Raw genomic sequence first — 19,415 nt, 5'->3', positions numbered from 1 at the left:
GGCGACGCCCCGCCACGGGCGTTCCGGCCGGCGACGCCGGACGGGGCCGGATCGTCTCCGATCCGGCCCCGTCGGCGGGCCTCAGCCCGAGGCATCCATGTCGGTCGGGTTCAGCCCTCGAACGTGTCGAGGGTGACCGTCACCGTCTCGGTGTCGCCGCCCCGGGTGATGGTCAGCTCGGCCTTCTCGCCGCCGGCCAGCGCCCGCACCTGGGCGGTGAGGTCGGTCTGGTCGGTGATCGGCGTGCCGTTGAACTCGGTGACGATGTCACCGGCCTGCAGGCCGGCCTTCTCGGCGGCGCCGTCGGGCGAGACGTCGGTGATGAGCGCGCCGACGGTGTCGCTCTGCTCGTCGGCCTCGGCCGAGGTGACCGTCGCGCCGAGCAGGCCGTGCGTGGCCGAACCGTTCTCGATGATCTCCTTCGCGATGCGCTCGGCGAGGTTCGACGGCACGGCGAAGCCGACGCCGATGTTGCCGCTCTGGCCCGACCCGTCACCGGTGCCGAGGATCGCGACGTTCACGCCGATGAGCTTGCCCTCGTCGTCGACGAGCGCGCCGCCCGAGTTGCCGGGGTTGATGGCGGCGTCGGTCTGGATGACGGGCAGCGCCACCTGGCCCGCACCGGCGGCCGGCTGCTGCGGCGCCTGCTCGGGCGACTGGCCGCCCTCGTCGGGGATGTCGAAGAAGAAGTCGAACGGGCTGTCGCCCTGGCCGCCGTCGCCCTGGCCGCTGTCGCCCTGGCTGTCGTCGCCCTGGCTGTCGTCGGGGGTCGACGGGGCCGCCGAGGAGGCGACGTCGATCGAGCGGTTGAGCGCCGACACGATGCCGTTCGTCACGGTGCCCGAGAGCCCGAGCGGGGCGCCGATCGCGATGGCCGTGTCGCCCACGTTGAGCTTCGACGAGTCGGCGAACTCGAGCGGCGTGAGGCCCGAGGCGTCGTCCAGCTTGATGACCGCGAGGTCGCTGAGCGGGTCGGTGCCGATGAGCTCGGCCGTGTAGAGGTGCCCGTCGCTCGTCTTGACCTGGATGGTCGGGTCGCCCGTCGCACCGTCGAGGGTGACGACGTGCGTGTTGGTGAGCACGTAGCCGTCCTTCGAGAGGATGATGCCCGAGCCGGTGCCCGCGCCCTCGCCGCTCGAGACGGAGATGGTCACGACGCTCGGGCTCGCCTTCGCGGCGACCGCCGAGATCTGGTTGACAGAGTCGGGGTCGTTGACGACGATGTTCTGCGCCGAGTTCGAGGCGGCCGTCGAGCCGGCCGGCTGGTTCGCCGCGACGAGCGCGGTGATGCCGGCGCCCGAGGCGCCGCCGATGAGGGCGGCCGCGACGATCGCGGCGGCGACGCCGAGACCGACCTTGCGCGGCTTGGCCTCCTTGGGCGCGGATGCCGCGGGGCCGGCGTGACCCGGGGCGCCGGCGACCGGCGCGGTGGGCTGCGGGCCGCCGAACGCCGGCGGCACCTGGCCCGCGACCGGAACGGTCGGGGCGGTCGCCGTGGCGGGCGCCTGCGTCTGCTTGGTGTACTGCGGGGCGTGGTACGGCTGCGGCGCCTGGCCCGGCTGGTACACGACGCCGGTCGCCGGGGCCGCGGGCGCGGCCGGGGCCTGGGCGGGCGCGGCGGGCGCCTGGTCGGCCGGGGCGGCGGGCGTCTCCGCCTTCGCGACGGTCTGGACGGCGGTGGTCTCGACGTCCGCCTCGGGCGTGGTGGGGACGGCGGTGGTCTCGACCGCGGCGTCGGGCGTCCGGGCGGCCTCGGTGGTGCCGGCCCCGGTCGCGGCCGAAACGGCGGCAGCGTCGGTGGTGCTGGTCTCGGGCGTGGTCTGCTCCGCGGGGACGTCGGCCTCGCGGGGCTCCCCCGTGGCGCCGTTGGTCGTGTCGGTCATGTCTGCTCCTTCCAAAGCGATGCCAGCATCCCGCGGCAGTCTGTGCGGGGGATTGGCGGTTTCTATGTCTCGGCTATCAGCGAGCAGTGATTCGTCCGAACGCCCCGGATCGGGCCCGAAGGCCCGGCGCCAGCGTAGCGGTCCCAGCCTCGCGTACGGTGTGAAGATGAGCGACTTCTCCCCCGCTTCCGGCCTCGTCCCGTGGCAGCGCACGGCCGCCGGCGCGGGGCTCCTCGGCGCCGACGGCGCGATCGCGGCGACCATCTTCGCCGAGATGAGCGCCCTCGCCGCTCGCACCGGCGCGATCAACCTCGGCCAGGGCTTCCCCGACGAGGACGGCCCCGCCGAGGTGCTCGAGGCCGCGCGCGACGCGATCGCCGCAGGGGTCAACCAGTACCCGCCGGGCACCGGCCTGCCCGTGCTCCGCGAAGCGGTCGCCCGTCACCAGCGCCGGTGGTACGGCCTCGACGTCGACGCGACGTCCGAGGTGCTCGTGACCGCGGGCGCGACCGAGGCGCTCGCGGCGACGATCCTCGCGTTCGTCGACGCGGGCGACGAGGTCGTGACGTTCGAGCCCTACTACGACGCGTACGCCGCGCTCATCGCCCGGGCCGGCGGCGTGCACCGCACGGTGCCGCTCGCGTTCCCCGACTGGCGGCCCGACCTCGACGCACTCGGCCGCGCGATCGGCGACCGCACCCGCATGATCATCGTCAACTCGCCGCACAACCCCACCGGCGCGGTGTTCGACGACGAGGTCCTCGCCGAGATCGTGCGCCTCGCCGAGCGGCACGACGCGCTCATCGTGACCGACGAGGTCTACGAGCACCTCGCGTTCGACGCGCCGCACCGGCCGATCGCGGCCTTCCCCGGGGCCCGGGAACGCACGATCTCGATCTCGTCGGGCGGCAAGACCTTCTCGACCACCGGCTGGAAGATCGGATGGCTCACCGCCCCCTCGGCGCTCGTGAGCGCCGTGCTCGCCGTCAAGCAGTTCCTGACCTACGTGAACGGCGCGCCGTTCCAGCCCGCGATCGCGACGGGGCTCGACCTGCCCGACGAGTTCTTCACGGGGGCCGCGGCGACGCTCGCCGCGAAGCGCGACGTGCTCGCCGCGGGGCTCGAGGCGGCCGGCTTCACCGTCTCCCTGCCCGCGGCGGGCTACTTCATCGTGGCGGATGCCTCGCCGCTCGGCCACCCGGACGCGGCGCAGCTGTGCCGGGAACTGCCGGGGCTGGCCGGCGTCGTCGGCGTGCCCGTGTCGGCGTTCGTGCACCCCGACCGCCAGGAGGCGTACCGCAGCCTCGTGCGCTTCGCCTTCTGCAAGCGCCTGCCCGTGCTCGAGGAGGCCTCGGCCCGGCTGGCCGCGCTCGGGTGACCGGCCGCGGGAGGCTCAGCGCGGCACGACGGCGTAACGACGCAGCGCGAGCGCCGGGTTCACCCGCCTGACGGCGGCGATGCGCTCGCGCGAGACCCACGCGACCGCGACGCCGGCCTGCTCGCCGAGCCCCGCGAGCTCGGTGCCCATGGGGTCGATGACGAAGCTGTTGCCGACGGCGATCGGCGGCGTCTGGTCGGCCGCGGCGAGGTAGACCGTGTTCTCGATCGCCCGGGCTGTGGCGAGCGTGCGCCAGTGGTGCTCCTTGAGGGGCCCGCGCACCCATTCGGCCGGCACGAGCACGAGTTCGGCCCCGGCGTCGACGATCGTGCGCGTGACCTCGGGGAAGCGCAGGTCGTAGCAGGTCTGCATTCCCACCGGCACGCCGTCGACGGCGAACACCTGCGGGGCGTCGAGACCGCCGGCGACGACCCGCTCGGACTCGCGCATGCCGAACGCGTCGTAGAGGTGCTGCTTGCGATAGGTGGCGACGAGCCGGCCGCCGTCGTCGACGGCGACGAGCGTGTTCGAGAATCGCTCGGGGTCGGAGGTCTGCTCGAGCATGCCCGCGACGAGGTGCATGCCGAGGTCGCCGGCGAGCGCGCCAAGCGCGCGCACGAACGCGCCGTCGAGCGGCTCCGCGGCGTCGGCCATCTCCTGCCCGAGGTCGGGCGTGAAGTACATCGAGTACTCCGGGAGGACGACGAGCCGCGCCCCGCGCTCCCCCGCGGTGCGCGCGAGCGCCTCGATCGCGTCGAGATTCGCCGCGACATCCGCGACGGGTGCGAACTGCGCGACCGCGACGCCGAGTTCGCCGAGGGATGCCTCGCCGTCGACCTGTTCGCCCGTGGTGCCGACCTCGTCGTCTGTCATGGCACCAGCGTAGGCCGCGTCGGGGTCGCCGCGTCGCGGGTCAGACGAAGCGGGCCGCGATCGCCTCGACGGCCCACGCGTAGTGCCCGCCGAGGCACTCGTGCGCCGGCACGGCGAGCGCGCCGCGCAACCAGTCGAAGCGTTCGTCGTCGAAGAGCACCGCGTCGCCGAGGGCGGACACCCTCGCGAGAGCGGCCGCATGGCTCGTCTGCAGGCGCGCGAGCGCGCGCGACACGTCCTTCACGCGGTACTTGTCGCGCAGCGAGAGGTTGAGGGCGTCGAGGCGGCTCCAGTCGTAGCCTTCCGCCGGGTAGGCGGGCGTCGTGCCGCGGTCGATCGCGTCGAGCCAGCCGAGCAGCAGTTCGTGCCACGCGTGCAGGTGATTGAGCACGTCCTGCAGGTCGCGGTCGCGCGCCGCGCCCGGCACGCCGGCGGCCGCGGCCGACGTCGCGGCCACGGGGAACGGCCGGTCGCGGACCTTCGGCGGGATGACGTCGATCACGTCCTCGAGCGTGCGGAAGCCGCGCATCGCGGCGGCCTGCAGGGCGACGGCGGTCTCGGGTACGGGCATGGGGCCATCGTAGGGTGATCGCGTGGGTCCGATGGCCCGCGATCCCGGCCGCGTTGCCGCGGCTTCTCTCCCATCCCGTCGACGAATGCAAGCCCCTTCCGCACGAATTCCGGGCGTGTTCCACTGTCCGGGTTCAGACGGGGCCGCGACGATGCGGTCCCCGACCGATCGGTCCCGCGCGACGAAGGGCAGACCGTCCCGGCACGGCGGGTCCATGAGAGATGGGACACAGCTGTGCTCCGAGCACCATCCAGAGCGGCCGGCGTCGTCACGAGCGTCGCCGTCGCCGCCGCATTCGTCGCGGCATCCGCGGCACCGGCCCAGGCCGACGACCACCTGAACCTGCCCGGCGAACCGACCATCACGCTGCCGATCAACGACAGCGAGGCGGGCGGAACCTACGATCAGGACTTCACCCGCGTCTACGCGGGCGCCACCCCCGACGGCACGCCCGTCTACATCTACGTGCCCGTCGGCACGCCGCTCGACGGCAGTGCGCCGACGAGTGTCGACAGCCTCGACCCCGCCTTCGATCCCACGCCCGACGACGAGTTCGTCCCGTGCGCCGACGCCGACGCCGCGGACTACACGCTCACCCAGGCCCAGATCGACTACATGGGCGCCGAGCTGTCGAACCAGATCGTCGCCGTCGACGAGGAGCACTTCGGTCCGATGGACGCGGCCGACCCGGAGGAGCCGGCGAGCGACTCACTCGTCATGGTCGTCTACAACGTGCAGGACACCCAGTACTACGACTGCGCGGAGACGACCTACACGGCCGGGTACTTCGCCCCCGAGTTCATCGACTCGTCGGGCATGAACGCCATCGTCATCGACGCGTACGACTGGGCCAACCGCGTCGGCCCCGCCGACTCCGAGTGGAACGACGACGACCCGTCGAACGACCAGCCGACCCTCTACGAGGGCGTCATCGCGCACGAGCTGGAGCACCTGCTGCACAACTACAGCGACCCCGGCGAACTGTCATGGGTCGACGAGGGGCTCGCCGACTTCGCGGTGTTCCTCAACGGGTACGACGTCGGCGGCTCGCACCTCACCTACCACCAGGTCTTCTACGCCGAGACCTCGCTCACGAGATGGGGCGGCGGGCTCGAGAACTACGGCGCCTCGTACACCTTCTTCCAGTACCTGTGGGAGCAGGCAGGCGGCAACGGCGACGGCAGCTACACCCCCGACCTCGAATACGACGGGGTCGCGGGCGACCTGCTGATCAAGCGCATCTTCGAGAACCCGGCCGACGGCATGGAGGGCGTGCAGGCCGCGATCGACGCGTTCAACGACGAGACCGACGGCACCCTCCGCACGGCGGAGGAGCTCTACCAGGACTGGGCCGTCGCGGTGTACCTCGACGACGAGGACTCCGACCGCTTCGACATCAAGGCGGTCGACTTCGGCGACCCGGCGTTCACCTCGTGGACGTTCGACATCGCGGACGACCAGTTCTGGGGCGGCCGGGGCTCGAACCAGGGCGCACAGCCCGAGGCCAAGTGGCTCCGCCGGGCGAACCCGTCGAGCGACGTGGCGCTGCCCTTCGGCATCCAGGTCGAACGGTTCCGGAACCCCGGCCCGACCGTCACGGTCGCGCTCGACGGCGAGGACACCACGCGCATCGCACCGCATACCGGCGAGACGCACTGGTACGCCGGGTACGAGAGCCAGTCGGAGAACGTGCTCGACGTCGACACGACCGGCACGGTGACCTCGCTCGACTTCTGGACGTGGCACTTCATCGAGGAGGGCTGGGACTACGGCTTCGTCGAGGCGCTCGTCGGCGGCGAGTGGGTCACGGTGCCGCTGGTGGACAACTCGGGAACCGAGGTCACGACCGACGACGACCCGCACGGCAACAACCCGACGGGCAACGGCCTGACGGGCACCTCCGGCGGCGAGTACTTCGTCGACGAGCCGGTGTACGTGCACTACACGGCGCAGCTGCCCGCGGGCACGACCGACGTGCAGTTCCGGTACTCGACCGACGCCGCCTATCTCGACACGGGCTGGTTCGTCGACGACGTGATGGTGAACGGCGCCGCCGCGACCCTCTCGTCGGGCGAGGGCGAGTGGTTCGAGACGACCGGGCTCCAGGACAACAACTGGACGCTCCAGATCGTCTCGACGTGCGACCTCACGCCGGGCGTCGACTCGCCCTTCGAGATCACGGACGGCGCGGGCAACTTCGTCTACCGGCTCGAGGGCGACGCGATCTCGCAGGTCGGCTTCGTCACGAAGTGCGCGAGCGGCAACAACCGCGACTTCGCGACGCTCGTCTCGAACCTGCCGACGGGCGACCTGACGTACCTCGACGCCGGGTACACCCTCACCGTCACCAACACGGGCAACCGCAGGAGCGGCTGACCGCCGACGGCCGGCACGACCGGGAGGCCCGGGACCGCCACGGTCCCGGGCCTCTCGTCGTGCTCCGTCACGTCGCGGGTCCGGTCTCTCGTCGTGCTCCGTCACGTGGCGTGTCCGGCCTCTTCCTCCCGCGCACGGCGACGGGCGCGGCATCCGCTCGGGATGCCGCGCCCGTGGTCGCGCGAGACCCTCGATCAGGGATCGAACGGCTCGGGCGGCATCGTGGCCGCTCCGGACGACGACGGCCGCTGCGCCGGTGCGGCACCCGGGCTCGTGAGCGGCGCCGCCGTCGCCGGGTCGGACGCCGTGTCCGCCGCGGTGTGCCGCTCGGCGGTGTGCTTCGCCTCGCTGCCCACCTCGGTCGCGGCGGCCTCGCCCTCCTGGCGGACGGTCTCGACCGCCTCCGCGGCTCGTTCCCTGACGGCGTCCGCGGCCTCCTTCGCCGGCTCGCGAAGGTGGTCCGCGGCCTCGGCCGCGATCTCCTTCACCTCGTCGACGAGCGGCGCCGCGGCATCCTTCGCCTGGTCGGCGACCTGTCGCTCGACCTTCGAGGCCGGCACGAGCGACGCGACGAGCCATCCGATGCCGAAGGCGATCAGGCCGACGGCGATCGGGTTGCCGCGCGTCGTGGACGCGACCGCGCGCGGCGCATCGGCGACCGCGTCGCCCACGTGCTCCGCGGCGTCGTGCGCGGTGTCGCCGAGGTCGGAGGCGACGCCCATGACGCGGTCCTTGACCGAGGTCATGGCGCGTCGCACCCGCCGCGACTGGCGCTCGGCGATCTTCGACGGCGTCACCTTGTCCGCGAGCGCGTCGACGTCCTGGCCGAGCTCGGCGCGAGTGCGTTCGATGTCGGCACGGATCTCATCCGGGTTGCTCATCGGTTCTCCTCATTCCTCTTCAGTACCTCGGGGATCTCCTTCACGGTCTCGACCGTGCGCGGAACCCCGCTGATCTCCTCGATCTGCTTCTTGCCCGTGAGGGCGAGCACCAGGGCGACGATGCCCCACAGGACGGCCACGATCACGGCCGACCACGCGTTGCCCATCACGTAGCCGAGGCCCCACCAGAGCGCGACCGACAGGAACGCCAGCGCGAGCATCCCGGCCGCCCCCGCACCGCCGAGGAGCCCGGCGCCGCGCCCCGCCCGCTTCGCGGACTCGCGGACCTCGGCCTTCGCGAGCTCGACCTCCTGTCGCATGAGCGTCGACACGTCGCGCGAGACCTCCGAGAGGAGATCGCCGAGCGAACTCGACTCCGCCTGTCGTTCGGACGGGGTCAGCGGCGTCTCGTGGGCATGACGTGCATCACCCATCAGACCCCCCTCTCCGGCGCGTCGTGGCGTGCACCGTCATCGAGGCCCGCTCCGGTGCCCGTTCCGGGCGCCCCCACCGCCGCCGTGGACACGGAAGATCCGGTGGCCCCGGTCGACCCGGGCGACCCCGCGCCGACCGTCGTCGCCGCCGGCGGCGCGACCTCGCGAAGGGGCGGGGCCTCCTGCGCCGAGGCGCCGGCGCCCGTCGTGACCTGCCTCCGGGTCCTCGATGCGGAGCCTTCGGGCGGCGTGGCCATGGCGCGCGTCAGTCGACCGGCGAGGATGCCGGCGCCCAGCGCGATCGCGATGAAGACGCCCGGGCGACGTCGTGCGAAGCCCTTCGCCTCTTCGAGCACCGAGCGGGGATCGCGCTGCTCGAGCCAGCGGGCGGCCGCGTCGGCCCGGCGTCCCGCGCCGCGCACGAGGTCGGAGGCGTAGCCCGAACGCGTCGAGCCGTTCGCCATCTCCGAGAACTCGGTGCCCGCGGAGTGCAGGCCGCCGGCGAGCCGCGCCTGCTGCACCGACGCCTGGTTCTGCAACTCGTCGCCGACCTGGCCGAGGAATCGCCGTGCCTGGTCCTTGGTCTCCGACGCGACCGAACGGGTCTCGTCCTTGGCGACGTCGACGACGTGCCGGCCGGCGTCGCCGGCGTCCGAGGCGAGCGCGGAGACGTCATCGCGGAGGTCGCCGGTCTGGGTCGGCGCGGACGGCATGCGGGTCGCGGCGGGGTCGCCGGCGCCGCCGCCTCGGGTGTTCGACAGAGAACTGCTGTTCATCGTCTGCCTTCTTCCTGCATCGTGCCGACGGGCTCGATGCCGCCGTGGAGCCGCGGCAGCCCGTCGGGTCGGGTGAGAACACGGTACGTAGGCGTCGAAACCGCATGAAGGCCCTTGCGATCGCGGAACACGGCGCGTATAACCACGCGCAGACGAGCGGGAGCCGGCGGCGCGGCGTACGGTGCATGCGTGCCGACGGCCGGAGCGCAACCCCGTTCCTCGTTCGCGGCCGGCGTGCTGGACTGGTCGGAACTCGACGCCTGCCGACTCGGCGCCGGAGGAGGCTCACGATGACCGACACCCGACGTCACGAGGCGCGTCCCGTCCTCGACTCGACGGGGCCGCCGCCATCCCCTCTGGGCGCCTTCCTGGTGACGCCCGACCTCGAACCGCTCGACGGGCTGGACGGCGACGACCTCCAGCGCATCATCGCGACCGCCAAGCGCAGGCGCGGCTTCGTGTGGCTGTCGATGCTCGATCCCGAGGACGAGGCGATCGACGAGGTGAAGACCGCCCTCGGCATCCACCCGACCGCTGCAGCAGACGTCGTCTCCGGCCGCCAGCAGCCGAAGATCCAGAGGCTCGAGGGGCACCTGTTCGTCCTGCTGTGGGCCGTCCTGCGCACCCGGCGGAACGGCCTCGCGCTCGGACAGACCTTCCTGTACATCGGCGACAGCTGGCTGCTCACCGTGCAGCGCAGCGTCGACGGCGAGGCGACCGATCTGCGGGAGCTCCTCGAGCGCACCCCGGAGCACCTCCGCGACGAGACGATGAAGGCCGCGTACCGGATCATGGCCGACCTCGTCGACGGGTACGCGAAGGCCGCCGCCGACGTGGAGACCGACCTGGAGGAACTCGAGGAGCAGGTCTTCTCCGAGAGCACCACGGAGGATCATCGTCGCATCTACGAAATCCGCAAGGACATCGGCCGCATCGACCGCGCGGTCTCGAGCATCGAGGCCGCGCTCCGCGAGAGCACGCGCCACCTCGAGTCGACCAAGGTCGGCCGCGAGGAGATCGTCCCGTACCTGCACGATCTCCTCGACGATGCCGCCGGCACGACCGCGCTCATCAACAACCAGAGCCGGGCGCTCGACGCCCTCCTCTCGAGCCATGAGAACAACGTCGCGGCGCGCCAGAACAAGGACATGCGGACGATCTCCGCCTTCGCTGCGCTGCTCGCCCTCCCGACGCTGATCGCGGGCATCTACGGCATGAACTTCAAGAACATCCCACTCGTGCAGTGGCAGTACGGCTGGGCGGCCATCGGGGCGGTCATCGTCATCGTCGACGTCATCATCTACCTGATGTTCAAGCGTCGCCACTGGCTGTGAACCGCGGCGCTCCGACAGGCGCGGGAAAAGCAGAAGGCCCGGAATCTCAAGGATTCCGGGCCTTCTTCTCGTTGCGGGGGCAGGATTTGAACCTACGACCTCTGGGTTATGAGCCCAGCGAGCTACCGAGCTGCTCCACCCCGCGGCACAAGAGAAAACATTAGCACGAGAAATGAGCCTCGTCCAATCGGCCGCCGCCCGATCGCCCGATCGCCCGATCGCCCGCTCGCCCGCTCGCCCGCTCGCCCGATCGCCCGATCGCCCGATCGCCCGATCGAGTGTTGCCGTTCCCACCGAACGGCACCGATCCGCGGGCACCGCTCGGCGGAAACGGCCACCCTCGGCGATGCGCCCGGCTGCCGCACCGGGACGAGGGCCGACGCGTGTGCACCATGTGCACGCCTCGGCGAATCCGTTGGAGGACTCCACAGCGACCGCGCGGCTTCCGCCGCGACATCCCCGAACCTTTGTGAGGAGTCTTAACTCACTGTCGCGACCTTGGTAGTGTCCCCGGCAACCGCCGCACCCGCGGCGGCCGGCAGACCACGATCGATGAGGATTCCATGTCACCACGCCCCCTGCTGCGCGGCGCGGCCGTCGCCGCCGCCGCGTCCGCGCTCGTCGCCGCCGCGGCCACCGCCCCGGCCGTCGCCGCGAATCACGACCTGCCCGAAGGTCCGAGCGACATCAACGGCTACCGCAACGTCGGCTACCTGATGGGCGACACCCCCGTCACGCGCGACTTCCAGATCGAGGACCTGCTCACCACGGGCGCCATCGAGGACGTCACGCACATCAACTACGCGTTCGGCAACGTCACGACGAACCTCACGTGCGAGATCACGGATGTCGCGGGCGAGGGCGACGCGTACAACGACTACCTGCGACTCGTCTCGCCGCAGGACTCGGTCGACGGGAAGCGCGACCTGCCGAACCGGAACCAGCGCCTCGCCGGCAACTTCAACCAGCTCAAGAAGCTCAAGGCGGTCAGTCCCGACACGAAGGTGCTCATCTCGCTCGGCGGGTGGACCTGGTCGGACAACTTCTCGGCCGCGGCCGCAACGCCCGAGAGCCGCGAGAAGCTCGTGTCCTCGTGCATCGACCTCTACCTCAGGGGCGACCTGCCGAAGGTCGGGCACCTCGGCGGTGCGGGTGCGGCGGCGGGCGTCTTCGACGGCATCGACGTCGACTGGGAGTGGCCGGTCAACGGCGGCGAGACCGCCAACGCCTCCCCCGCCGACCGCGAGAACTTCCTCGCGCTCATGGAGGAGTTCCGCGCCCAGCTCGACGCCTACGGCGCCGAGACCGGTGAGGACTACCTGCTCACCGCGTTCGCGCCCGCCGGTGGCTGGAACACGAACGCCGGCGGCTGGACCGACCCGCGCCTCTTCGACGTCGTCGACTGGCTCAACGTGCAGGGCTACGACTACGCGGGCGGCTGGACGGGTAACACCGGCCACCAGGGCAACCTGCACCCCGACGGCACGAACAACTGGGGGCTCGCCCTCGACAACGCCGTCGGCCTCTACACGGCCGCGGGCGCCCGCCCCGACCAGCTCAACATCGGCATCCCCGCGTACGGCCAGGGATGGATCGGCGTGACGGTCGGCGACCGCGCCGTCTGGACGCCCGACCCCGCCGTCACCTCGCTCGGCACGAAGCCGTATTACGAGATCCGCTCGATCGGCGAGGGCCATCACGACCCGGCGATCGGCGCCTCGTGGCGCTACGACGCGGCGACCGGCCAGTGGTGGAGCCTCGACGACCCGAAGTCGGTCGGGCAGAAGGCCGAATGGCTCGCCGAGCAGGGCTTCGGCGGTGCCATGTGGTGGGACCTGTCGGGCGACTACCGCAACGAGCTCGTCGGGACGCTCGGCGACACGCTCCGCGCGGCCGAGGAAGGGCCGCTCGACTAGTGCGGAGTCCGTCGGTCGAGTAGCGACGAAGGAGCGTATCGAGACCACGCATGATCGGGTCTCGAAACGCTTCGCTACTCGACCGGCGGTGCCGGGTTGCGCGCGACGATCTCGTACGACAGCGGCAGCCAGCGTTCGGCCGGCCAGCCGTACATGCCCTCGCCCAGCGCGGGCGTCGACGGGTACATCTGCCACGGCACCGAGTAGTGCTCGTCGAACGACTCGACCTCGAGGCCCGCGTCGCGCAGCGCCCCGAGCACCGCGCTCAGCGGGTGCAGCCACTCCCAGTTGCGGGAGTTCTCGAGCTTCGCCTCGGGATCGGCGTAGTCGCTCGCGTCGTCGAGCACGTCGGGCTCGCCGCGGTTGTCGTAGGCGTAGCTGATCGTCGGCAGCCCGCCGGGCCCGTCGGCCCCCTCGAGCACCATCGCGGTCGGATGCCCCTCGGCGAAGTACAACCGCCCGCCCGGCTTCAGGAACCAGGCGACGATGCGGGCCCACTCGGCGATGTCGGGCAGCCAGTTGACGGTGCCCCAGGTCGCGAAGACGAGGTCGAACGACTCCGGCTCGGGCAGCATGTGCCGGGCGTCGTAGACGTTCGACTCGATGAACCGCGCCCGGTCGGCGACGCCGATCTCGGCCGCCATGCGGCGCGCCTCCGCGATCGCGGCGGGCGCGAAGTCGATCGCGACGGCCGTCGCGCCGCGGTTGACGAGCGAGAGCGTGTCGGAGCCGAAGTGGCACTGCAGGTGCAGCACCCGCACGCCGTCGAGGCCGCCGGGGAACAGCCGGTCGATGCCCGCCGCCGAGATCGGGTCGAGCACTCCCCCGCCGGCGCGCAGCGGCGACTGGTCGTAGAAGTCGCTCGCGAGGTGCACGCCGACGCGCTCGTCCCAGTTGGCCCGGTTGTCGTCGAGCCACTCGCCGTCGCGGAGGTCGACCGTCATCAGCTGCCCGAGTCGGTCGAGCCGTCGGTCGAGCCCTCGTCGCCCGTCGACCCGCCGCTCTGCTCGGCGTCCGTCAGGGCGATCATCTTCGAGATGATGTCGGCCAGCTGCGCGTCGGCCTCGCCGTACGCGGCCCAGTCGCCCTCGGCGAGTGCGGTCTGCTTGTTCTTCAGTGCCTGCTTGGCCTGGTTGAGCAGCGCCTGCATCTCATCGCTCGGCGTCTCGGGGGTCGTCGGCGAACCGCCGCCCTCACCCTCGCCCGAGCCCGGCTCGACCGGCTCATCGCCGGCGTTCGCCCCCGAGTCGCCGCCGAACAGGACGTTGAGCGCCTGGTCGAGCGTGTCCTGGAACGCGATCTGGTCGCCGAACGCGACGAGCACCTTCTGCAGCAGCGGGTAGCTCGTGTTGCCCGTCGACTCCACGTAGACCGGCTGCACGTAGAGCAGGCCGCCGCCGACCGGCACCGTGAGCAGGTTGCCGTTGATGACGTTGGACTGCCCCTGTTTCAGCAGGTTGAGCGACTGCGACACGCTCGGGTCGGAGTTGAACTTCGCCTGCACCTGGCCGGGGCCGGGCACGTTGTCGTCCTCGGGCAGCGTGAGCAGCCTGAGCTTGCCGTAACCCTCCGCACGTTTGCCGTCTTCCGCGCCGGCGTCGGAGTCGACCGCGAGATAGCCGCGCAGCACGTTGCGGCTCTGGTCGCCCCGGGCCTCGGGGATGAACGTCGAGTAGAGCGAGTACGCCGGGGCGTCCTGCCCGGGCATCTGCATCGTCAGGTAGTACGGCGGCTGCAGCAGCTGCGTGTTCGCGCCGCCGGTCGGCTCCTTCGGCGTCGTCCAGGCGTCCTCGCGCGAGTAGAACGGGCTCGCCTCGGTCACGTGGTAGCGCCCGAGCACGGCGCGCTGCACCTTGAACAGGTCGGACGGGTAGCGCACGTGGCTCATGAGGTCGCCCGACATCTCCTCCATCGGCTTGACCGTCGACGGGAAGACCTTCTGCCAGGTCTGCAGCACCGGGTCCTCGGCGTCCCACGTGTAGAGCGTGACCGTGCCGTCGTACGCGTCGACGGTCGCCTTCACCGAGTTGCGGATGTAGTTGATCTCGTCGAACGCGAGCGACGGGGTCAGCCCCTCGCTGTCGGCGATCGCCTCCGACATGCTCACCTTGTTGGAGTACGGGTACTGGTCGCTCAGCGTGTAGCCGTCGACGACCCACACGATGCGCCCGTCGACGATCGTCGGGTAGGTGTCGGAGTCGAGCGTGAGGTACGGGGCGACCTTCTGCACGCGCTGGATCGGGTCGCGGTCGTAGAGGATCTGCGACGAGGTGGTGACCTCGTCGGAGAGGAAGATCTGCTCCGACTGGAACTTCAGCGCGTAGACGAGCTTCGTGAAGATGTTGTCGAGCTTCGGCCCGCCGTCGCCGGTGAACGTCGTCTGGGTCTGGTCCTCGTTGTCGCCGCCGGCCGGGTAGTCGAGCTCGATCGGGTTGCTGCCCTTCGGTCCGCCCACGATCGAGTACTGCGGCGAGCCCTCGCCGAAGTAGACGCGCGGCTCGAACTCGCCGAGCGTGCCCGACTGCGGGATGCCCGACTGGAGGAACACGGGCTGCCCGTCGACCGAGCGCTGGTTGCCGGCCGCCGCCACGAGTCCGTAGCCGTGGGTGTAGACGAGGTGCGAGTTGAACCAGGTCTCCGCGTCGCCGAGGCCCGACACCCGGATGTCGCGGACCGCGACCACCGTGTCCTGCGTCTCACCGTCGACGTCGTAGCGGTCGACGTCGAGCTGCTCGGGGAACTGGTAGTACTGGCGGAACTGCTCGAGCTGCGCGAAGGCGGGTGAGATGACGAGCGGGTCCATCAGTCGGATGCTCGCGGTCGTCTCGGCGTCGGAGCGCAGCGCGCCCGGCTCGGCGTCGGTCTTCGCCTCGAACGGGATCTCCTCCACGTCGGCGACGTTGTAGGCGTCGCGCGTGAGGTCGATGTTGCGCTGGATGTACGGCGCCTCGAGCGACTTCGCGCTCGGATCGACCTGGAACCGCTGGATGACCCACGGGTAGAGCGTGCCGATGATGAGGCTCGTGACGATGAGCAGCGCCGTGCCGATGAGCGGCAGGCGCCACCGGCCGATGATCGCGGTCACGAAGAACAGGACCGCCACGACGACCGCGATGCCGGCGAGGATGCCGCGGCCCGGGATCACCGCGTTGACGTCGGTGTACCCGGCACCGGTCATGAGCGTGCTGTTCTCGGTGACGGTCGCGTACTGGTCGAGCCAGATGCTCACTCCCTGGAGCAGCAGGTAGATGCCGGCCGTCACGGCGATCTGGATCCGCGCCGACTTCGAGATGACGACCTCGCGACCCGAGACCCTGATCGCCCCGTAGAGGTAGTTCGTGGCGATGACGAGCAGCACCGAGAGCAGCACGACGGCCGACGCGAAGCCGACGATGCCCCGGTAGAACGGCAGCTCGAAGACGTAGAACCCGATGTCGAGGCCGAACTGCGGGTCGGTCTGGCCGAACGGGGTGCGGTTCAGCCACGCGAGCGTGATCTCCCAGCGGCTCGAGGCCGAGACGCCCGCGAAGACGCCGAGGACGACCGGGATGCCGTACATCGCGAGCCGGCGGAGCGGCTCGAACACCTCCTGGTAGCGGTCGAGCTGCGAGTTGAGCTTGGCGTACACCGGTCGGGTGCGGTAGGCGATCTGGATCGAGCCCCACACGGGCACGGCCATCGCGAGGAAGCCGATGACGAACAGGGAGGCGCGGGCGATCCACTCGGTGGTGAGCACCGAGATGAAGCCGAGCTGCTGGTACCAGAGGACGTCGGCGTAGAGCCCCGTGAACACGAAGAACGCGATGACGAGCGCCACCACCACGCCGATCGTGATCGCGATCGGCGCACGACGGCGCGGGATCCTCGGTTCTTGCGGCTGTGCTGACACTCTCGGCCTCATGTTCGGTCGGGATGGGATCGGGACTCCATCCTAGAGTCGCGATGCTTGGAATCTGCTGGTCAGGAGGGGTCGCACGACGGGTAGGAGCCCGCCACCTCGCCGTCGGCGAGGTCCTCGACGATCGTGCGCGCCTCGTCGAGCGTCGACACGGCGAAGACGTTCATGCCGTCGGGGACATGCCCGACGACCTCGTCGCAGTTCTCCGCGGGCGCGAGGAACCATTCCGCACCGACGTCATCGGCACCCCAGAGCTTCTGGCGGACGCCGCCGATCGGCCCGACCTCGCCGGCCGAGTCGATCGTCCCGGTGCCGGCGACGATCTCGCCGCCGGTCATCGCCCCGGGCGTGAGCTCGTCGACGATGCCGAGCGCGAACATCATGCCGGCGCTCGGACCGCCGACGTTGTCGAGCTGCAGCTCGACATCGATCGGGAACTCGTAGGCCATCCGCACGCCGACCCCGAGCACCGGGGTGCCGTCGTGGTCGGCCGGCGTCACCTCGACCGTCTGCCGTTCGCCGTCGCGTTCGATCACGATCTCGGCCGGCGTCCCGGTGCCGTGCTCGCGGACCGCCTGCTGCAGTTCGCCGATCGAGTGCACGGGCGTGCCGTCGAGGGACACGATGACGTCGCCGGCCTCGATCACACCGGCGGCCGGCGACTCGTCGAGGAGCGACACGACCGTCACCTCGCGCGGGAAGTCGTAGCCGAGCTCGACGAGGGCGGCGGCGATCGCGTCCTGCTGGGAGTCGACCATCGCCGCCTGGTTCTGCGCATCGCGGTCGGTGTTCGAGACGCCGGGCGGGAAGATCGCCTCCACGGGGACGACCGACCGGGTGCGATCGAACCACGCCGACATGACCTCGATCCAGGTCGGGGTGTTGCCGGGCTTGCCGATCACCGACACGGTGAGCAGGTTGAGTTCGCCGTCGGTCGGGTAGGTCGTCTCGTCGGGGATGTGGATGAGCGCGACCTCTTCGCCCTCCGCGTTCTCGGCGACCCCGAGGGTGTCGTACACCGGACCCGGCGCCTCGATGACGTACGGCGACGGCATGACCGCGAACACGAGTGCGATCACGATCGAGACCGTCACCGCCCCCCAGCCGATGCGCTCGCGGCGCGACCACTCGTGCCGGTGATGCGCCGACGAGGAGTCGTCGGAGAAGAGGGCCATCGGGCAGTCCTTTCGCGCCGATCGCAGCGAGGTACGGGGTTCCGGGGCGACCGCGCCGGCGCTGTTCGCGAAGGGCGGACACCCGAAGAGCCAGCCTAGGCCATTTCCCAGTCGCGACCCCGTACCGCCGCGTTACGGTTGAGACGACGAGACGTGGAGGTGGCACGCGTGGCCGATCAGCAGGGCGAACCCGGCGACCGGAACCCCGAGGACGAGTTCCGGGAGATGCTCCGAGAGCTCCTCTCCGGCGCGGGCGGGATCGATCCGTCGAAGCTCGCAGGCGCGGCCGGCCTGCCCGACGACCCGGCGAGCGTCGCAGCGCTCTTCGGACAGTTGCAGCAGGCGATGAACCGCTCGGGCGACGGCATCGACTGGTCGATCGCGACCCGGCAGGGCGAGGAGCGCGCGGCGGCCGGCCAGCAGCAGATCTCCGACGCCGAGCGCGCCCGGTTCGACCAGGCCTTCCAGGTCGCCTCGCTGTGGCTCGACGAGGCGGTCGACTTCTCGTCGCTGCCGCAGACCCCCGAGCTCCTGACGCGTCGGGCGTGGGTGGCGGCGACGATGCCGATCTGGACCCAGCTCGCCGAGCCGGTCGCCCTCTCGATCTCCGACGCGCTCACGCGTGTCATGCTCGAGCAGGCGCCCGAGGAGATGCGCGGCATGATCGAGAACGCGAGCCGCATGCTGCGCGGTATCGGCGGCACGCTCTTCGCGATGCAGCTCGGCCAGGTCGTCGGCCAGCTGGCGACCGAGGTCGTGTCCGGCGGCGACGTCGGCCTTCCCCTGCTCGACGACTCGCGCGCGGCCATCCTGCCGCAGAACGCGACCGAGTTCGGCGTGGGGCTCGACATCCCCTCCGATCAGGTCGAGCTCTACCTCGCGGTGCGCGAGCTCGCCCACGCCCGGTTGTTCCGGCACGCGCGCTGGCTGCGGCTGCACTTCATCACCGCGATCACCGCGTTCGCCAAGGGCATCGACATCGACACCGACCGGCTCGAGCAGCTGGCCGAGGGCTTCGACCCGTCGAACACCGAAGCGCTGCGCCAGGCCGTCGTGTCGGGCGCCCTGATCCGCCCGAAGAGCGAGGCGCAGCAGGCTGCGCTCGCCCGGCTCGAGACCATGCTCGCCCTCGTCGAGGGCTGGGTCGACGCGGTCACGGCCGACGCGACCGGTCGGCTCCCCCGCACCGACGCGATCGCCGAGACGATCCGCCGCCGGCGGGCGTCGGGCGGGCCCGCGGAGTCGGCGTTCGCGACGCTCGTCGGGCTGGAACTGCGGCCGCGTCGCCTGCGCGAGGCGACCGCGATGTGGCGCGCCGTGACCGATGCGGTCGGCGTGGAGGCCCGCGATGCGCTGTGGGCCCATCCCGACCTGCTGCCGACGGCCGCCGACCTCGACGATCCGAGTGCGCTCGTCGCCCGGCTCACCGGCGCCGATTCCGCCGAGAACGAGGCCGACGACGAGTTCGACCAGGCGCTCGAGCAGTTGCTGCGGGGCGAGACGCCGGCCGGTCCCGGCGAAGACGGCGAGTCGCCCGAGTCCTGAGAGGCCGGGCGCCCGTCGTCGGGCTCGCCCTGTGGAAGGATTCCGCGGCGTGGCGGCACGCTGCGGCATGCTCTCGGCATGTCCCCGCGAATCGACCCGGCTCTCCCCCTCGTCTGGCGCTCGCCGACCGAGCTGCAGCTCGGCGCCGAGTTCCCGCGCGTCGTCCTCACCGACCCCGGCCCGCTCGAGACGGGGCTCATCAGCGTGCTCCGTCACGGCGCGAGCCTCGAGACCGTCCGCACGATCGGTGCGGGCCTCGACGGTTCACCGGCCGAGGTCGACCGCGCACTCGCCCGGCTCGCGCCCGCCTTCGAGCCCGAGCCGGCCGAGGCGGCGGCCCCGTCCCCGCGCGCGGCGTCCGCGGCCGCTCCGCCG

14 protein-coding genes and 1 tRNA gene are annotated in these 19,415 nt (G+C 71.4%); 5 read left to right on the top strand and 10 right to left on the bottom strand.

Going from position 1 to position 19,415, the window contains the following annotated elements; all coding sequences use genetic code 11:
- Positions 1 to 110: 110 nt before the first annotated feature.
- Entirely contained in the window at positions 111 to 1,883 is a 1,773-nt protein-coding gene (locus AC3RJ7_RS05315; RefSeq protein ID WP_491454775.1) for a S1C family serine protease, read from the bottom strand.
- 166 nt (positions 1,884 to 2,049) lie between these two features.
- Here AC3RJ7_RS05315 and AC3RJ7_RS05310 point away from each other — a divergent pair, with 166 nt between their 5' ends.
- Positions 2,050 to 3,261: an aminotransferase class I/II-fold pyridoxal phosphate-dependent enzyme gene (locus AC3RJ7_RS05310; protein WP_491454774.1), complete on the top strand. Its 1,212-nt coding sequence runs from the start codon at positions 2,050 to 2,052 to the stop codon at positions 3,259 to 3,261.
- Between the two features lie 15 nt (positions 3,262 to 3,276).
- On the opposite strand, the gene AC3RJ7_RS05305 is transcribed toward AC3RJ7_RS05310, so the two are convergent.
- Together AC3RJ7_RS05305 and AC3RJ7_RS05300 are read right to left on the bottom strand one after the other, a co-directional pair.
- On the bottom strand, positions 3,277 to 4,134 hold the full coding sequence (locus AC3RJ7_RS05305; protein ID WP_491454773.1) for a carbon-nitrogen hydrolase family protein: 858 nt from the start codon (positions 4,132 to 4,134) through the stop codon (positions 3,277 to 3,279).
- A 40-nt stretch (positions 4,135 to 4,174) separates the two neighbouring features.
- Positions 4,175 to 4,705 carry a ClbS/DfsB family four-helix bundle protein gene (locus AC3RJ7_RS05300; protein ID WP_491454772.1) on the bottom strand — a complete coding sequence of 177 codons (531 nt, stop codon included), beginning with the start codon at positions 4,703 to 4,705 and terminating at the stop codon, positions 4,175 to 4,177.
- A 234-nt stretch (positions 4,706 to 4,939) separates the two neighbouring features.
- Between AC3RJ7_RS05300 and AC3RJ7_RS05295 the strand changes: the two genes are divergently transcribed.
- Positions 4,940 to 7,081 (top strand): hypothetical protein, encoded by a 2,142-nt coding sequence (locus AC3RJ7_RS05295; protein WP_491454771.1) that lies wholly within the window; start codon positions 4,940 to 4,942, stop codon positions 7,079 to 7,081.
- 194 nt (positions 7,082 to 7,275) lie between these two features.
- Here AC3RJ7_RS05295 and AC3RJ7_RS05290 read toward each other — a convergent pair whose 3' ends face one another.
- From AC3RJ7_RS05290 to AC3RJ7_RS05280, 3 genes are read right to left on the bottom strand one after another with little or no spacing between them, the layout of a single operon-like run.
- Positions 7,276 to 7,962 (bottom strand): DUF3618 domain-containing protein, encoded by a 687-nt coding sequence (locus AC3RJ7_RS05290; RefSeq protein ID WP_491454770.1) that lies wholly within the window; start codon positions 7,960 to 7,962, stop codon positions 7,276 to 7,278.
- Positions 7,959 to 8,396: a phage holin family protein gene (locus AC3RJ7_RS05285; RefSeq protein ID WP_491454769.1), complete on the bottom strand. Its 438-nt coding sequence runs from the start codon at positions 8,394 to 8,396 to the stop codon at positions 7,959 to 7,961. The genes AC3RJ7_RS05290 and AC3RJ7_RS05285 overlap by 4 nt, the downstream gene beginning before the upstream one ends.
- Complete coding sequence (locus AC3RJ7_RS05280) at positions 8,396 to 9,172, bottom strand: hypothetical protein (RefSeq protein ID WP_491454768.1); 777 nt, start codon at positions 9,170 to 9,172, stop codon at positions 8,396 to 8,398. Before AC3RJ7_RS05280 ends, AC3RJ7_RS05285 begins: the two co-directional genes overlap by 1 nt.
- 290 nt (positions 9,173 to 9,462) lie before the next feature.
- Here AC3RJ7_RS05280 and AC3RJ7_RS05275 point away from each other — a divergent pair, with 290 nt between their 5' ends.
- On the top strand, positions 9,463 to 10,506 hold the full coding sequence (locus AC3RJ7_RS05275) for a CorA family divalent cation transporter (protein WP_491454767.1): 1,044 nt from the start codon (positions 9,463 to 9,465) through the stop codon (positions 10,504 to 10,506).
- 71 nt (positions 10,507 to 10,577) lie between these two features.
- Here the strand turns inward: AC3RJ7_RS05275 and AC3RJ7_RS05270 are convergent.
- Positions 10,578 to 10,651 (bottom strand) — tRNA-Met (locus tag AC3RJ7_RS05270).
- Between the two features lie 418 nt (positions 10,652 to 11,069).
- Here AC3RJ7_RS05270 and AC3RJ7_RS05265 point away from each other — a divergent pair.
- Positions 11,070 to 12,422 (top strand): glycoside hydrolase family 18 protein, encoded by a 1,353-nt coding sequence (locus tag AC3RJ7_RS05265; protein ID WP_491454766.1) that lies wholly within the window; start codon positions 11,070 to 11,072, stop codon positions 12,420 to 12,422.
- A 74-nt stretch (positions 12,423 to 12,496) separates the two neighbouring features.
- On the opposite strand, the gene AC3RJ7_RS05260 is transcribed toward AC3RJ7_RS05265, so the two are convergent.
- From AC3RJ7_RS05260 to AC3RJ7_RS05250, 3 genes are read right to left on the bottom strand one after another with little or no spacing between them, the layout of a single operon-like run.
- Positions 12,497 to 13,366, bottom strand: a complete 870-nt coding sequence (locus tag AC3RJ7_RS05260; protein WP_491454765.1) for a class I SAM-dependent methyltransferase — start codon at positions 13,364 to 13,366, stop codon at positions 12,497 to 12,499.
- Positions 13,366 to 16,323, bottom strand: coding sequence for a UPF0182 family membrane protein (locus tag AC3RJ7_RS05255; RefSeq protein WP_491454764.1), 2,958 nt, complete (start codon positions 16,321 to 16,323; stop codon positions 13,366 to 13,368). The genes AC3RJ7_RS05260 and AC3RJ7_RS05255 overlap by 1 nt, the downstream gene beginning before the upstream one ends.
- 59 nt (positions 16,324 to 16,382) lie before the next feature.
- Positions 16,383 to 17,495, bottom strand: coding sequence for a YlbL family protein (locus AC3RJ7_RS05250; RefSeq protein WP_491454763.1), 1,113 nt, complete (start codon positions 17,493 to 17,495; stop codon positions 16,383 to 16,385).
- A gap of 168 nt (positions 17,496 to 17,663) precedes the next feature.
- Here AC3RJ7_RS05250 and AC3RJ7_RS05245 point away from each other — a divergent pair, with 168 nt between their 5' ends.
- A complete protein-coding gene (locus AC3RJ7_RS05245; protein WP_491454762.1) occupies positions 17,664 to 19,040 on the top strand; it encodes a zinc-dependent metalloprotease in 1,377 nt (458 codons plus the stop codon).
- The last annotated feature ends 375 nt before the right edge of the window (positions 19,041 to 19,415 follow it).

Source organism: Agromyces solani (genome assembly GCF_058349925.1).
The sequence above is the reverse complement of the archived record's forward strand: the minus strand, read 5'-3'. Positions and strand labels throughout refer to the sequence as shown.

Coding starts and splice junctions, on each gene's coding strand:
- AC3RJ7_RS05275 (WP_491454767.1), top strand. CDS start 9,463: ATGACCGACACCCGACGTCACGAGGCGCGTCCCGTCCTCGACTCGACG.
- AC3RJ7_RS05305 (WP_491454773.1), bottom strand. CDS start 4,134: ATGACAGACGACGAGGTCGGCACCACGGGCGAACAGGTCGACGGCGAG.
- AC3RJ7_RS05250 (WP_491454763.1), bottom strand. CDS start 17,495: ATGGCCCTCTTCTCCGACGACTCCTCGTCGGCGCATCACCGGCACGAG.
- AC3RJ7_RS05260 (WP_491454765.1), bottom strand. CDS start 13,366: ATGACGGTCGACCTCCGCGACGGCGAGTGGCTCGACGACAACCGGGCC.
- AC3RJ7_RS05255 (WP_491454764.1), bottom strand. CDS start 16,323: ATGAGGCCGAGAGTGTCAGCACAGCCGCAAGAACCGAGGATCCCGCGC.
- AC3RJ7_RS05280 (WP_491454768.1), bottom strand. CDS start 9,172: ATGAACAGCAGTTCTCTGTCGAACACCCGAGGCGGCGGCGCCGGCGAC.
- AC3RJ7_RS05310 (WP_491454774.1), top strand. CDS start 2,050: ATGAGCGACTTCTCCCCCGCTTCCGGCCTCGTCCCGTGGCAGCGCACG.
- AC3RJ7_RS05265 (WP_491454766.1), top strand. CDS start 11,070: ATGTCACCACGCCCCCTGCTGCGCGGCGCGGCCGTCGCCGCCGCCGCG.
- AC3RJ7_RS05285 (WP_491454769.1), bottom strand. CDS start 8,396: ATGGGTGATGCACGTCATGCCCACGAGACGCCGCTGACCCCGTCCGAA.
- AC3RJ7_RS05315 (WP_491454775.1), bottom strand. CDS start 1,883: ATGACCGACACGACCAACGGCGCCACGGGGGAGCCCCGCGAGGCCGAC.
- AC3RJ7_RS05290 (WP_491454770.1), bottom strand. CDS start 7,962: ATGAGCAACCCGGATGAGATCCGTGCCGACATCGAACGCACTCGCGCC.
- AC3RJ7_RS05300 (WP_491454772.1), bottom strand. CDS start 4,705: ATGCCCGTACCCGAGACCGCCGTCGCCCTGCAGGCCGCCGCGATGCGC.